Origin of the sequence: Niveibacterium sp. 24ML (genome assembly GCF_026586805.1) — a bacterium.
GTDB lineage: Bacteria > Pseudomonadota > Gammaproteobacteria > Burkholderiales > Rhodocyclaceae > Niveibacterium.
Genome location: NZ_JAPFHA010000041.1, coordinates 1 through 14,617, shown reverse-complemented (window position 1 = coordinate 14,617; position 14,617 = coordinate 1). Strand labels below are relative to the sequence as shown.

Below are 14,617 nucleotides of genomic sequence, written 5' to 3'. Positions count from 1 at the left end.
CCCCCCCCCCCCCCCCCCCCCCCCCCCCCCCCCCCCCCCCCCCCCCCCCCCCCCCCCCCCCTCGCCGTAGGCATGGTCGGCAACGAACTGGAAGTAGAGGTAGTCGAAGCGTTCGAGCAGTGCTTCGATCTGCGGCAGGTCGATCGTGTCGCTCGACCAGGTCATGCGCGCCGTCAGTGAGCCACCGACCCGTGCATGAACGCGCTGGACGTTGCGCATCACCTGCCGATAGATGCCGCGCCCGCGATAGCCATCGGTGACGGTTTCGCCACCGTCGATCGAGACGAGGATGTTGTCGAGGCGCTGCAGCACCCAGTCCGGCAGATCGTCGAGCAGCGTGCCGTTGGTCTGCAGCTGGAAGCGGAAGTGCGGGTAGCGCGTCATCACCGCTTCCATGAAGCTGCGGTTGAGCGTCGGCTCACCGCCATAGAAGGTGACGTACACGTCCTTGCCGGCGAGGTGGGTCGCGACGAAGGGGTCAAGCGCGCTCACTTCGTAGGCGACACGGCCCTGAGAGCCAAGCACATCCCCTTCGGCGATCGAACAGTAGGTGCATTTGAGGTTGCACTGCAGCGTGGTCAGAAGTTGCAGCTCGACGCGATCGCCGATGAGCGGGGGGGTGCTCGCGGCACGATCGGGGCGACGAACCAGGGTGACAGGCTGAAGTGACATGGTGCAGGGAAAAAGATCGGGGGAGCGGGATTGTTCACGCTCGCTCCGCGCGCCGTATGGAGCGAGGTCAAACCCCTTGCAGGTTTGTCAGGTGAAGGGCAAAAAATAAGCCGGCCCGCAGGCCGGCTTTTTGCCGTGTTGGCGAGCGCTTACTCCACACCCTGCGAGTGCAGATACTCGTCGTAGGTACCGCGGTAGTCGACGATGCTGCCGTCTTGCTTGATCTCGATGATGCGGGTGGCGACCGAGCCGACGAACTCGCGGTCGTGCGAGACGAACAGCAGCGTGCCGTTGAAATCCATCACGCCGGCGTTGAGGGATTCGATGGACTCCATGTCCATGTGGTTGGTCGGCTCGTCGAGCAGCAGCACGTTCTTGCGCTGGAGCATCAGCTTGCCGAACAGCATGCGGCCCTGCTCGCCGCCCGAGATCACCTTGACCGACTTCTTCACGTCGTCGCCCTTGAAGAGCAGGCGGCCGAGCGTGCCGCGGATCAGCGTCACCGCATCATCACCCTCGTAGCCGCCTTCACGCACATAGCCGGAGATCCAGTCGGTGAGGTTTTCGCCGCTCTCGAAATCGGCCGCGTGATCCTGCGCGTAGTAGCCGAGCTTGGCCTTCTCCGCCCACTTCACCGTGCCGTACTGCGGCTTGAGTTCGCCCATCAGCAGCTTGAGCAGGGTGGTCTTGCCGACACCGTTCTCGCCGATGATCGCGATCTTGTCGCCGGCGTCGGCGGCGAAGCTGAAGTTCTTGATGATCGTCTTGCCCGGCTCGTAGCCGAAGGTAACGTTTTCCAGTTCCACCGCCTGGCGGTGCAGCTTTTCTTTCTCGTCGTAGTCGAAGCGGATCCACGGATACTGACGGCTCGAAGGCTTGAAGTCCTCGATCTTGATCTTCTCGATCTGCTTGGCGCGACTGGTTGCCTGGCGCGCCTTGGATTTGTTGGCCGAGAAGCGGCGTACAAATTCCTGCAGCTCGGCAACCTTTTCCTTGGCGCGCGCGTTGTCGCGGGCCTGCTGCTCGCGCGCCTGCTGCGCGGCTTCCATGTAGTCGTCCCAGTTGCCGGGGTAAGTCTGGATACGGCCGTAGTCCAGGTCAGCCATGTGGGTACAGACCTGATTCAGGAAGTGGCGGTCGTGCGAGATGATGATCATCGTGCTGTTGCGGTTGTTCAGCACGCCTTCCAGCCAGCGGATGGTGTTGATGTCGAGGTTGTTGGTCGGCTCGTCGAGCAAGAGGATGTCGGGGTTCGCGAACAGGGCCTGGCACAGCAGCACCCGCAGCTTCCAGCCCGGCGCCACTTCGCTCATCGGGCCGGTGTGCTGCTCGGTCGGGATGCCCACGCCCAGCAGCAGCTCGCCCGCGCGTGCTTCGGCGGTGTAACCGTCGTACTCGGCAAAGTGCGCCTCCAGCTCGGCGGCGTGCATGTAGTCGTCTTCGGTGGCCTCGGGGTTCGCGTAGATCGCGTCCTTCTCTTTCATGCAGGCCCACATCTGCTCATGGCCCTGCATCACCACGTCGATCACGCGCTGGTCTTCGTAGGCGAACTGGTCCTGCCGCAGGAAGGCCATGCGCTCGCCGGAGTCGAGCGACACGTTGCCGCTTGAAGGCTCCAGCACGCCAGCAAGGATCTTCATGAAGGTCGACTTGCCCGCGCCGTTGGCGCCGATGAGGCCGTAACGGTTGCCGTCGCCGAACTTGATCGAGACGTTCTCGAACAGGGGCTTGGCGCCGAACTGCATGGTGATGTTGTTTGCGACGAGCACGGCGGAAAATCCTTCAGGCGGCGCAGGCGGAAGTCGCCCGCAAAAAAGCCGGCAATTGTACCCGAAAGACGAAAACTTCTGCTAGCTCAATGACTTGGGCGTGCCCCGCAGAAAGAAAAACGCCCGGCCGAAGCCGGGCCTTTCATCGGGCGCGGCGCTCTCAGGCGCCGGTGGAGTACACCGCGAACTTGCCCGCCGGCACCGTGACCGTGACGCTGCCGGCACCGTCGGCCGTCAGTGAGGTACCACCTGCCGGGTAAGCCGGTTTGACGACAGTCCCCGCCCCGACGCCCGGCACGGTCAGCGTGGTGCTGCCGTTGCCGTAGTTGATGACGACGACCGTCGTCTCATTACCGGCCTTGCGAACGAAACGGATCGCGCTGCCAACGGCCTGCGCCTGTTCGTACGTTCCGCCCGAAAGCGATGGCAGTTGCTTGCGCAGCGCAATCATCGTCTTGTAGAACGCGAGCAAGGAGTTCGGATCAGCCTGCTGGGCGGCCACGTTCTGGCCTGCCACATTGCTGGACAGGGCACGGAAGGGCGTACCGGTGGTAAAGCCCGCCTTGGACGTGTCGCCCGTCCAGCTCATGGGGGTGCGCAGGCTCCAGTCACCGGTCAGCCCGGTGCCGCCCGCCATGCCGATCTCCTCACCGTAGTAGATGAAGGGCACGCCCGGTTGCAGCAGGTAGGTGGCGGCAGCCAGGCGGTACTGCGAAGGCTGGCCGCCAAGCTGATCCCACAGGCGTGCGCCGGCAAAATTGTCGTGGTTGGACACCATCGTCGCCATGCCGCCGGGGTTGTTCTTGAAGTAGTCGGCCACGTTTGCAATCGCAGTGAGGTTGCCGCGCGCAGCCTTGACGATCTCGTAGTTGTGCCCGAAGGCGAAGGCGCTGCCGCAAGAACTGTTGAACGCAAGCGGCGCGGCCGGCGCTTCGCAAACCATGTAGCGATTGTTGTAGCCGTTGAGCATGGTGCGGATGTTGGCCATGATCGGGTGGTTCTCCGGCTGGCTCTCCCACGCACTGGCGCCGTTTTCAACCAGGTTGCCCACCGCGTCGAAGCGGAAGCCATCGACCCCCCGGTTCAACCAGAAGCGCATGCTACTGTGGTGGTAGGCCAGCACATCGGCATTGCGCAGATTGAAGTCCGGCATCTGGTTCCAGAAACCGGCGAAGTAGTAACCGGTGCTCTTCTGGTACCACGGGTCGTTGCCGTAGATCGCCCAGCCGCTCGGCTTGGTGTCGGACCACACGTACCAGTTACGCCGGGCGCCGTCCTTGGCGCCGCTCGAATTGAGGAAGAGAGGGTTCTGCGCGGCGCTGTGGTTCATCACATAGTCGATGATCACGCCAATGCCACGCGCATGGGCCTGTGTGAGCAGTTCGTCGAAATCGGCCAGCGAACCGTACTGTTTCTCCACCGCCCGGTAATCGCTCACCGCGTAACCGTGGTCATTGTCCTGCGACTGGGTGATCGGCATCAGCCAGATACCCGTCACGCCGAGCTCCTGCAGGTAATCGAGCTGCTGGATCAGGCCTTTGAGATCACCGATGCCGTCGCCGTCGCTGTCCTTGTAGCCCCGCACATAAATCTCGGCAAAGGGCCCCTGCTTCCAGGTCTCGGGCAAGCTCGACGCCGTATTCGATGCGGTGATCGGGGATACGTCCGCGTCCGGCAACACGATGGGCGGTTGCGGCGTCGGCGATTCATCACCGCCGCCACCACAGGCGGCAAGCAAAAGCAGCGGGAGTAAGGCAAGTGGGGCAACGGGGCGCATGGTGGTCCTTCAAGTCGGGTGGATAGGCACTTCCTGGCAGCAATTCTGAGCCCGCAGCAGGGGCTTTGTCTTGTCCGCACCGCCCAAGCGTTTGTCATTGGCGCCCGCGCCCGGTGAGGCCCGCCGACGGCGAAGGTAGAATGCGGACATTGCGCCAGAGGACCTTGATATGGATTTTCGTTCGAAGCTGCAGGCCGCTTGGGCCGCCCACGATTCCTTGCTCTGCGTCGGGCTTGATCCCGATCCGGACAAATTTCCGGCTCACCTGAAAGGGCGCCCGGATGCGGTGTTCGAGTTCTGCCGCGCGATCGCCGACGCCACCGCCGACCTGGCCTGCGCCTTCAAACCGCAGATCGCCTACTTCGCCGCCGCCCGCGCCGAAGACCAGCTCGAAGCACTGATCGAACATATCCACGCCAAGCACCCGCAAGTGCCGGTGGTGCTGGACGCCAAGCGCGGCGACATCGGCGCCACCGCACAGCAGTATGCGCGCGAGGCCTTCGAACGCTACAAGGCCGACGCGCTGACGGTGAACCCCTACATGGGCTTCGACTCGGTCGAGCCCTACCTTGAGTGGAAGGATCGCGGCCTCATCGTGCTGTGCCGCACCTCCAACCCCGGCGGCTCGGATCTGCAGTTTCTTGAAATGGCCGGCGGCCGCAAGCTCTACCAGCATGTCGCCGAACTCGTCGCGACCAAGTGGAACCCGCACGGCCAGGCCGCGCTGGTGGTGGGCGCCACCTTCCCGCAGGAACTTGCCGACGTGCGCGCGATCGTCGGCGACGTGCCGCTGCTGGTGCCCGGCATCGGCGCACAGGGCGGCGATGTGGAAGCCACCGTCAAGGCGGGTCGCACTGCCGCAGGTGCAGGACTGATGATCTCGTCGTCGCGCGCGATCCTCTACGCTGGCTCGGGCGAAGACTTCGCCGCCAAGGCGCGCGAAGTCGCGCTGGCTACCCGCGACGAGATCAACCGCTACCGCCGCTGATACCGATTGGGGCGCAGCCCCGCCAAGCAAACGGGCCACGGCGTGTCAGCACCGTGGCCCGTTTGCTTGGTGCCAGCGCCGATCAGACCGGCGCCGGCCGCCGATGGCGCAAGCCCAGCAAGCGACCGCCCATCCGCCAGACAAAGCGCAGCAGCAGCAAGGTGGCAAACGCCTCGGCCAGCGTCACGACAAACGCGAGGAAGGGGTTGTAACGCGCGGCGCGCGCCCGGTACTTCGCCATCGCACTCACGCGCGAGATCTCGATCGAATCGTAGAAACTCGGAATCACCAGCAAAGTCAGCAGCGTTGAAGTGATCGTGCCGCCGATGATCGCGACCGCCATCGGGCGGTAGAACTCACCGCCCTCACCCACGCCCACCGCCACCGGCACCATGCCGGCGATCAAGGCGAAGGTCGTCATCAGGATCGGGCGCAGCCGCTTGCGGCCGGCGGCCATCAGCGCTTCTTCGCGATCGACCCCTTCGGCTTCGAGCTTGCGCGCCGCATCCAGCAGCAGGATCGCGTTCTTCGCCACCAGGCCCATCAGCATGATCACGCCGATCAGGCTCATCAGGTTCATCGTACCGCCGGTCGCCAGCAAGGCCAGCACCACGCCGATCAAGGACAAGGGCAAGGACATCATCACCGGCAGCGGCGCGGTGAATGAACCGAACTGGATCACCAGCACGAAGAACATCATGCCGATGCCGGCGATCAGCGCGATCGCCATGGCGGTGAAGACTTCCTGCTGGTCTTCCGACGCGCCACCCAGTTCAAGCCCATAGCCGGGCGGGAACTCGATCGACTTCGCCAGCTTGAGAGCGTCGGCCGTCACTTCGCCGGGCGAGCGCCCCTGCGCGTTGGCCGACACGCTGACCATGCGCTTGCCATCCTTGTGCTGGATCTTCGAGGGCCCCTTGCCCATCGTCACGGTCGCAATCTGGTCAAGCGGCACGACGACCCCGCTGCCGGCCACGGCGATCGGCAGGCGCTCGATATTGCTGGCATCCACCCGATCCTCCGGCGCCAGGCGCACCGACACATCACGCGTCTCGCCAACCGGGTCCACCCAGTCGCCCACCTCAACCCCGGCGAAGGCAACCCGCAGCGTTTGCGCCGTATCGCTCACCGAAATCCCCAGCGCATTGGCGAGACCGCGATCAAGATCGATGCGTAGTTCATCTTGCGGATCCTGCTCAGAGAGGCCGACATCCACCGCCCCCGGCACCAGGCGCAGGCGTGCCATAAAGTCGCTCGCCAAGGCCTGCAACTGGCGCGAATCCTCACCGTAGAAGCGGATCTGCACCGGCTTCTGCGCGCCGTTGTTCAGATCGTCCAGCACCACGTATTCGGCACCCACCAGGCGCTTGAGCCGCTCGCGCAGTTCGGTAGCCACCGCCTGCGCGTCACGGGTGCGCTCGGTGCTCTTGCCGATATCGACATAGATACGGCCACCGCTCGGGTTGATCTGGCTGTCGGTTGCCTTCACTTCCTTGATTTCGCGCGCCAGCGCAGCGGCGTTCTCAATCTTGCGGCGCGAGTACTCAAGGCTGCTAGAAGCGGGCGTGCGGATTTCGATCGCGATCATCGAACTGTCAGAAGCCGGCAGGAAGCTCGATCCGCCGAAGGCCACCTGCAGCGCAATCGCTCCCACGAAGCTCGCCGCGGCAAAAGCGAACATCCACTTGCGGTGGTGCAACGCCCAGGCGATGACCCGGCCATAACGATCGGACTGGTGATCGAACCAGGTGTTGAAGCGCACCAGCACCTTGCCCAGGCCGCGCCGCGGCTGCAGATGGTGCCCCGGCGGATCGCCCCAGTAGGCCGACAGCATCGGGTCCAGCGTAAAGCTGATGAACAGGCTCACCAGCACCGAGGTCACCACCGTAAGGCCGAAGGGGCGGAACCACTCGCCCGACATGCCCTGCATGAAGGCCACCGGCACGAACACTGCGACGATCGAGAAGGTGGTGGCCGCCACCGCCAGACCGATTTCGGCCGTTCCCTTGAGCGCCGCCGTCATCCGATCTTCGCCCGCCTCCATGTGCCGGACAATGTTCTCGCGCACCACGATGGCATCGTCGATCAGCACCCCGATCGCGAGCGACAAGCCCAGCAGGCTCATGAAATTGAGTGAGAAGCCGCACAGCCAGACCGCGATGAAGGCGGCAATCACCGATGTCGGCAAGGCCAGTGCGGTGATCAGCGTGGAACGCCAGGAGTTGAGGAAGGCATACACAACGAAGATTGTCAGGCAGGCGCCGAAGACCAGTGCGTGCACCACGTTGTCCAGGCTGCTCTGGGCATCTTCTCCTCCGTCGCGGGTCACCTCAAGCTGCGTGCCCTTGGGCAGAGACTTGTTGATCTCCGCCACCTTGGCACGCACCAGATCGGCAATCGCCACAGTTGAGGAATCGCGCGAGCGAGTAATCGAAAGGCCCACGTTCGGCTGCCCGTTGCGCACCGACAAACCGGTGACATCGGCGAAACCGTCGCGCACGGTCGCCACCTGGCCGAGCCGCACCACCTGCTCACCCCGGCGCTGAACCACGATCTGTTCGAACTCGGCTGGCCGCTCGATGCGCCCGACCAGGCGGATGCTCTGATCCTGCAACTCGCCGCGCACCTTGCCCACCGGGGCGGTGGCGTTCTGTGCCCGCAGCGCCGCCACCACCTCGGCGACCGAGATATTGAAGGCACGCAGTTTTTCGGCATGCAGCAAGACTGAAAGCTCACGCCGCAGCGAGCCCACCACATCAACCACCGACACACCGGGAATGCCACGGAAGCGATCGGCAAGATCATCCTCGGCCAGACGCGAAAGCTCGGCGAGGCTTTGCGAAGACGACGACAGCGCCAATTGCATGATCGGCTCGGCCGACGGGTCAATGCGTTCGAGCACTGGCTCGCGCATTTCCACCGGCAGCTTGTAGCGCACGGTGGCGATGGCGTTGCGCACTTCATCGGCCGCCTCGACCATGTTCTTGCTGAACTTGAAGATCAGCCAGATCGATGCATTGCCTTCCGAAGCGGTCGCGTGAAGTTCATCAACGCCCGAAATGCTCTGCAGGGCCTTCTCGACGCGGTTAACGATTTCGCGCTCAACCGAGTCGGGTGACGCGCCGGGATACGCGATATTGATCATCAGCACGGGCGGCTGCACATCGGGGATCTGGTTGACGCGCAATTTCTTGAGCGCCAGCAGGCCGGCAAACATCAGCGCCAGGATGATCACGATCATCGCGACCGGGCGGCGGATACTGAAATCAGACAAGAACATGGCGTGGCAGCTCGCTAAATGAGGGGGGCGATTTACTTGCTTGCCTTCGCGGCAACACGCGAGACGGCCTGGCCATCCACCAGCGACGAACCCGGTGCGCGCAGCACTTCGTCACCGCTCGCGACACCGCTTCGCACCACCCACAAGCCGCTGCGCGCGTCGCGATCACCCAGCGCCAGTTCGGCCTTCTGCAAGGTATTGCCGGCCACGCGCCAGGCGTAGACCTTATCGCCGGCGCGCGTCAGCGAGGCTTCCCGCAGCATGGGCACCGCCTGACCCGAGGTCACGACCTGCCCTTCGGCATAGAGGCCTGCCACCCGCGGCACATCGCCTTCCACCGCCACGCGCACCGAGACCTGGCGGGTCACCTCGTCGGCACTCGGCGCGATGTGCTGCACGCGGCCCGAAAACGCCGCGCGCTCCGCGCCCGAGACACGGAAGTGAACGACCTGGCCCGGCTTGATTTCGGCCACCCGTTCGACCGACACCAGCCCTTCGAAACGCATGCTGGCCGGGTCGATCACCTTGAGCAGTTCCTTGCCGATCTGTGCGGTATCGCCGGCCGAAACCTTGCGATCGCTCACCACGCCATCGAAGGGGGCACGCACTTCGGTGCGCTGCAACTGTTGCCGCGCCGCCACCACCCGCGCCTTGGCCGCCGCCAGATCACTCAGCGCCTGGTTGCGGCGCGCCTCGGCGTCTTCAACCGACTGGGTCGAGCTCATGCCCTGGCCCTGCAAGGTGATCAGGCGCTTGAACTGGCGTTCGGACTGATCCACCGAACGCTCGGCCGCGCGAGCCGCCTCCTGGGCCGACGAGAGTGCATCGCGGATCGAGGTGTCGTCCATGCGGACCAGCAGATCGCCGCGGCGCACCACGTCGCCGTTGTCGCGCAGCACCTGCAGCACAGTGGCCGAGACCTCGGCGCGCAGATCGGCGCGGCGTTCCGGTTGAAGTGAGCCGGTCAGCACCGGGCCGCCGGCGTGCAAGGCCGACTCGACACGCACGACATCCTCGGGCGCCAGCAGCAATGCCGGCGCCGCCGGCTTGCCAGCACTTGCGTCAGATTTGTTCGGGCTGCAGGCAACCAGGCTTGCGCCCAGCAGCACAGCGGTAAGCAGGGCAACAAGGCGCGACATGCGGGGTACTCCGGGGCAAGGCGTCATTTTTGATCAGGATCACAGGAGCAAAAGGTCGTGCGAGCTTACCGTCGCCCGCATGCGCTTGTATGGCAATTGCGACATAACGATACATTCGCACACATAATCAGAGCTGCGGCCCCGCGGCGGCGCAGCCGGATCCGCGCGAGGCTGCACGTCAATCGGCAGCAGGCAGTGGCATCAAACGCGCCCACCACACAAGGAGAACACACACCATGCACTCAGCAAGGATGTTGGGATTTGCCCTTGCACTTCTGATCGGCCTGGCGCCTGCACTGGCACCCGCCGCGATGAGCGACAAAGAAAAGGACAAGGAGCGCGCGACGATCCGCAAGGATGTCAATGCAACGCTGAACAAGCTCTACAAACTGCAACCGGGCGCCAGATCTGCGATTGCCGGCGCCGCCGGCTACGCGGTGATCAACAACTTCGGCGTCAAGATACTCGTGGCGGGCAGCGGCACCGGCAAGGGCATCGCATTCGACAAGTCAGGCAAAGAGACCTTCATGAAGATGGTTGAAGTGCAGGCCGGGCTCGGCATGGGCGCGAAGAAGTTTTCGCTCGTCTGGGTCTTCCGTGATGAAGCGGCGTTAAAGAAGTTCAAGTCCGGCAGTTTCGAAGCCTCCGGACAAGCCAACGCCACCGCCCAGATGGACAAAAAGGGCAGCGCCTTCGCGGGCGCGGCCGCTGTTTCGGACGGCGTCTGGCTTTACCAGTTGCAGGGCGACGGCCTGGCGCTGGAGCTGACCGCCAAGGGCACCAAGTACTACCGCTACGACGAACTCAACTGAGCCCGCTGCACCACTGGCAGAACGGGGGCCGTGGCCCCCGTTTGCATTTCAGCGCAACTTGCCGCGCAGGCTCAGCGCCATCATCACCACGCCGGCGGCGATCATCGGCAGGCTCAGCCACTGACCCATCGAGAGCTGGCCGGCAAGCAGGCCCAGAAAATCGTCAGGCTGCCGTGCGAATTCGGCGATGAAGCGGAAGCTGCCATAGCCGATCAGGAAGCACGCGCTCATAAAGCCCACCGGCCGCGGCTTCTTCGACAGCAGCCACAGAATCACGAACAGCATCAGCCCTTCGAGCGCGAACTGGTAAAGCTGCGACGCATGGCGCGGCAGGCCGCCAAACTGCACCATCAGCGGCATCAACACCGGATCGACCAGCGCCATCGCGCGGTCTTCGCTCGCCGCCTGCGGGAAGACCATCGCCCACCATGCATCCGGCGAAGTAACGCGGCCCCACAATTCGCCGTTGATGAAGTTGCCCATGCGCCCCGCCGCCAGCCCCAGCGGCACCAGCGGCGCAACGAAGTCGCCCACCTGCAGGAAGCTGCGCCCAGTTTTGCGGCCGAAGAACCACAAGGCCACCAGCACGCCGAGAAAGCCACCGTGAAAACTCATGCCGCCTTGCCACACGGCCAGTATTTCCAGCGGATGCGCAGCGTAGTAGCCAAACTTGTAGAACAGCACGTAGCCCAGGCGCCCGCCCAAGACCACGCCGAGCACGCCCCAGAAGAGCAGATCGTCCAGATCCTTTTCAACCCAGCCCTTCACCGGGCCGTTCTTGGCACGCCACTTGCCCAGCGTGACGAAGAGGATGAAGGCGATCAGGTACATCAGGCCGTACCAGCGAACGGCGAGCGGGCCCAGGGACGCGGCAATCGGATCAAACTGGGGATGAACAAGCATGGCAAGGCCCTGGGATTAGCTAGAATCAAGGTTTAGTTCGGATGCGAGGCGGTGTGACCCACCTCAGCGCCGGCGTTCTTGTCCGCCTTCGGGCCGCACCAACCGTGCGGGCCGGAAAGCCGGAAACTGCCGGTCACGCGTTCCGGAAAACCGAATTGTATCGGTGACGTCGCCACAGCGCCGTTGCCGGGCGCTTCAAGCGCCTTTTTCTGGAGTGAACACGATGCCCGAATACCGTTCCCGCACCACGACCCACGGCCGCAACATGGCCGGCGCCCGCGCCCTGTGGCGTGCCACCGGCATGAAGGATGGCGATTTCGACAAGCCGATCATCGCCATCGCGAACAGCTTCACCCAGTTTGTACCAGGCCATGTGCACCTGAAGGATCTGGGCCAACTGGTCGCGCGCGAGATCGAAGCGGCCGGCGGCGTCGCCAAGGAATTCAACACCATTGCGGTGGATGACGGCATCGCGATGGGCCACGGCGGCATGCTGTACTCGCTACCCTCGCGCGAGTTGATCGCCGACTCGGTCGAATACATGGTCAATGCGCACTGCGCCGATGCGCTGGTCTGCATCAGCAACTGCGACAAGATCACCCCCGGCATGCTGATGGCCGCGCTACGCCTGAACATCCCCACCGTGTTCGTCTCCGGCGGCCCGATGGAAGCGGGCAAGGTCACCGTGGCCGATCCGGCGGGGCAGAAAGTCATCAAACTCGACCTGGTCGACGCCATGGTCAAGGCCGCGGACACCGCCATCAGCGATGCCGAAGTCGAAGAAGTCGAGCGCTCGGCCTGCCCCACCTGCGGTTCGTGTTCGGGCATGTTCACCGCCAACTCGATGAACTGCCTCACCGAAGCCTTGGGCCTCTCGCTGCCGGGCAACGGCACGATCGTCGCGACGCACGCTGATCGCAAGCAGCTCTTCCTGCGTGCCGGGCGCCTCGCGGTCGAGATTGCACGCAAGTACTACGAGCACAACGATGCATCGGTGCTGCCGCGCTCGATCGCCACCTTCGAGGCCTTCGAGAACGCCGTTGCACTCGATGTTGCGATGGGCGGCTCCACCAACACGGTGCTGCACCTGCTGGCCGCCGCGCATGAAGCGCAGGTCGACTTCAAGATGAAAGACATCGACCGCATCTCGCGCAAGGTGCCCTGCCTCTGCAAGGTCGCGCCGATGACCGACAAGTACCACATCGAAGACGTGCACCGCGCCGGCGGCGTGATGGGCATCCTCGGCGAACTCGCCCGCGGCGGCCTGCTGCACCGCGAGTGCCACACGGTACACAGCAAGACACTCGGCGGCGCGCTCGACACCTGGGACGTGATGCACGCCCACAGCGCTGACGTCTTCAACTTCTACATGGCAGCCCCCGGTGGCGTGCCCACCCAGGTTGCATTCAGCCAGGACAAGCGTTTCCCTGAACTCGACATGGATCGCACCGCCGGCTGCATCCGCGACGTTGAACACGCCTACTCGAAGGACGGCGGCCTCGCCGTGCTCAGCGGCAACCTTGCCGAGAAGGGCTGCATCGTCAAGACCGCAGGCGTCGACGAATCGATCTGGAAGTTCACCGGCAAGGCCATCGTATTCGAGAGCCAGGACGACGCGGTTGAAGGCATTCTCGGCGGCAAGGTCGAAGCCGGCCATGTGGTGGTGATCCGCTACGAAGGCCCCAAGGGCGGCCCCGGCATGCAAGAGATGCTCTACCCGACCAGCTACCTGAAGAGCCGCGGGCTCGGCAAGCAGTGCGCGCTGCTCACCGACGGCCGCTTCTCCGGCGGCACCTCGGGCCTCTCGATCGGCCACGCCTCGCCCGAAGCCGCGATGGGCGGCATCATCGGCCTGGTGCACGACGGCGACACGATCGAGATCGACATCCCCAATCGCAGCATCCGCCTCGCGGTGAGCGATCAGGAACTCGTGCGTCGCCAGGCAGAGATGGAAGCGCGCGGCGCCAAGGCCTGGAAACCCGCCAATCGCGTGCGTGCCGTCTCGCAAGCCTTGCAGGCCTACGCCGCCATGACCACCAGCGCCGACACCGGCGCCGTACGCGATCTCTCGCAACTCAAGCGCTAACCCACAGAGCCCGGTTTCGACCGGGCTTTTTTCTGCTGCAACAATGAAACCCGCATCCCACCCCAGCGCGCTGCGCACCCAGCAACTGCTTCATGAGTACGGCCTTGATGTGAAGGTCGTCGAGTTCGACCAACCCACCCGCACCTCGGCCGAAGCCGCTGCCGCGATCGGCTGCAGCGTCGCCGAGATTGCCAAGTCCATCGTCTTCCGCGGCGCGCAGAGCGGGCAGGCGATCGTGGTCGTCGCCAGCGGCGACAACCGCGTCAGCGAAGAAAAAGTCGCCGCGCTGGTCGGCGAGAAGCTCAAACGCGCCGATGCCGACTTCGTGCGCAGCGCCACCGGCTACGCCATCGGCGGCGTCGCCCCGCTCGGCCACGCGCAAGCTGTGCGCCTGCTGCTCGACGCCGATCTGCAACGCTTCAGCACGGTCTGGGCGGCTGCCGGCACGCCCTTCTCCGTCTTCCCCCTCGCCCCAGCGCAGCTCGCCACCCTCACCGGTGCCGACTGGAGCGATATCCGCGCCGGCTGAACACATCACACAAAAGAAAACGAGACACGCGTAATGAAAACCGTTGCACTGATTGCCCACGACGGCAAGAAAGACCAGATGGTCGCCTTCGCCAAGACCCACCGCGACCGGCTTGAACGCTGCAAGCTGCTCGGCACCGGCACCACCAGCAAACGCATCCGCGAGGAAACCGGCCTGCCGGTACATGGCCTGCTCAGTGGCCCGCTCGGCGGCGACCAGCAGATCGGCGCGATGGTCGCCGAAGGCCGCATCGACCTGGTCATCTTCCTGCGCGACCCGCTGACCGCCCAGCCCCACGAGCCGGATATCGCCGCGCTGATGCGGGTGTGCGATGTGCATGATGTGCCGCTGGCGACTTGCCTCAACAGCGCTCACCTGCTGACGGTGGCGATTCTTTTGGATGAGGTTGTTTGACACGCCAGGTCGAATGCTGATCGACGAGACCCGCCGTCTGGAAGCGGGCACGCAACCCTATGCGCAACCTTCACACCTCGGCGAATCGTTGCTGCTCAAGTTGCTTCGCCAGCTCGGCCGAAACAGATGAGCGACACCATTAGTGAGAAAGCCGATCAGCACGCACACAGCCTAGGGTCTGTTGACAATCAAGCCAGCCAAATAACGGACGCGGACAAAGCGACGAAAGCGGCGAAGCGTTCGGCGAG

Annotated in this window: 11 protein-coding genes; 5 read left to right on the top strand and 6 right to left on the bottom strand. The window is 64.3% G+C overall.

All coding sequences use genetic code 11. From position 1 onward, the window contains the following. The 3 genes from OPU71_RS20595 to OPU71_RS20585 all read right to left on the bottom strand — a co-directional run. Positions 1-672 (bottom strand): radical SAM protein (locus tag OPU71_RS20595; RefSeq protein WP_267729962.1); only part of this gene is annotated, 672 nt, incomplete at its 3' end. A gap of 149 nt (positions 673-821) precedes the next feature. After that, complete coding sequence (locus OPU71_RS20590) at positions 822-2,441, bottom strand: ABC-F family ATPase (RefSeq protein ID WP_267729960.1); 1,620 nt, start codon at positions 2,439-2,441, stop codon at positions 822-824. 160 nt (positions 2,442-2,601) lie between these two features. Continuing rightward, positions 2,602-4,218, bottom strand: coding sequence for an alpha-amylase family glycosyl hydrolase (locus tag OPU71_RS20585; RefSeq protein WP_267729959.1), 1,617 nt, complete (start codon positions 4,216-4,218; stop codon positions 2,602-2,604). 169 nt (positions 4,219-4,387) lie between these two features. Between OPU71_RS20585 and pyrF the strand changes: the two genes are divergently transcribed. Then, positions 4,388-5,206, top strand: coding sequence for an orotidine-5'-phosphate decarboxylase (pyrF, locus tag OPU71_RS20580; protein ID WP_267729958.1), 819 nt, complete (start codon positions 4,388-4,390; stop codon positions 5,204-5,206). A gap of 82 nt (positions 5,207-5,288) precedes the next feature. Here the strand turns inward: pyrF and OPU71_RS20575 are convergent, their stop codons facing one another. Together OPU71_RS20575 and OPU71_RS20570 are read right to left on the bottom strand one after the other, a co-directional pair. Further along, positions 5,289-8,486 carry an efflux RND transporter permease subunit gene (locus OPU71_RS20575; RefSeq protein WP_267729957.1) on the bottom strand — a complete coding sequence of 1,066 codons (3,198 nt, stop codon included), beginning with the start codon at positions 8,484-8,486 and terminating at the stop codon, positions 5,289-5,291. Positions 8,487-8,518: 32 nt separating this feature from the next. Next, positions 8,519-9,625 carry an efflux RND transporter periplasmic adaptor subunit gene (locus tag OPU71_RS20570; RefSeq protein ID WP_267729956.1) on the bottom strand — a complete coding sequence of 369 codons (1,107 nt, stop codon included), beginning with the start codon at positions 9,623-9,625 and terminating at the stop codon, positions 8,519-8,521. Between the two features lie 236 nt (positions 9,626-9,861). Here OPU71_RS20570 and OPU71_RS20565 point away from each other — a divergent pair, with 236 nt between their 5' ends. Further along, positions 9,862-10,437 carry a hypothetical protein gene (locus tag OPU71_RS20565; protein ID WP_267729955.1) on the top strand — a complete coding sequence of 192 codons (576 nt, stop codon included), beginning with the start codon at positions 9,862-9,864 and terminating at the stop codon, positions 10,435-10,437. 48 nt (positions 10,438-10,485) lie between these two features. On the opposite strand, the gene lgt is transcribed toward OPU71_RS20565, so the two are convergent. After that, on the bottom strand, positions 10,486-11,340 hold the full coding sequence (gene lgt / locus OPU71_RS20560) for a prolipoprotein diacylglyceryl transferase (RefSeq protein ID WP_267729954.1): 855 nt from the start codon (positions 11,338-11,340) through the stop codon (positions 10,486-10,488). 223 nt (positions 11,341-11,563) lie between these two features. On the opposite strand from lgt, the gene ilvD reads away from it, so the two are divergent. The 3 genes from ilvD to OPU71_RS20545 are packed head-to-tail and all read left to right on the top strand — an operon-like array spanning position 11,564 to position 14,369. Beyond that, complete coding sequence (gene ilvD / locus OPU71_RS20555) at positions 11,564-13,426, top strand: dihydroxy-acid dehydratase (protein WP_267729953.1); 1,863 nt, start codon at positions 11,564-11,566, stop codon at positions 13,424-13,426. 43 nt (positions 13,427-13,469) lie between these two features. Then, positions 13,470-13,955, top strand: a complete 486-nt coding sequence (locus tag OPU71_RS20550; RefSeq protein ID WP_267729951.1) for a YbaK/EbsC family protein — start codon at positions 13,470-13,472, stop codon at positions 13,953-13,955. Positions 13,956-13,988: 33 nt separating this feature from the next. Continuing rightward, positions 13,989-14,369, top strand: a complete 381-nt coding sequence (locus OPU71_RS20545) for a methylglyoxal synthase (protein ID WP_267729950.1) — start codon at positions 13,989-13,991, stop codon at positions 14,367-14,369. Positions 14,370-14,617 lie beyond the last annotated feature (248 nt).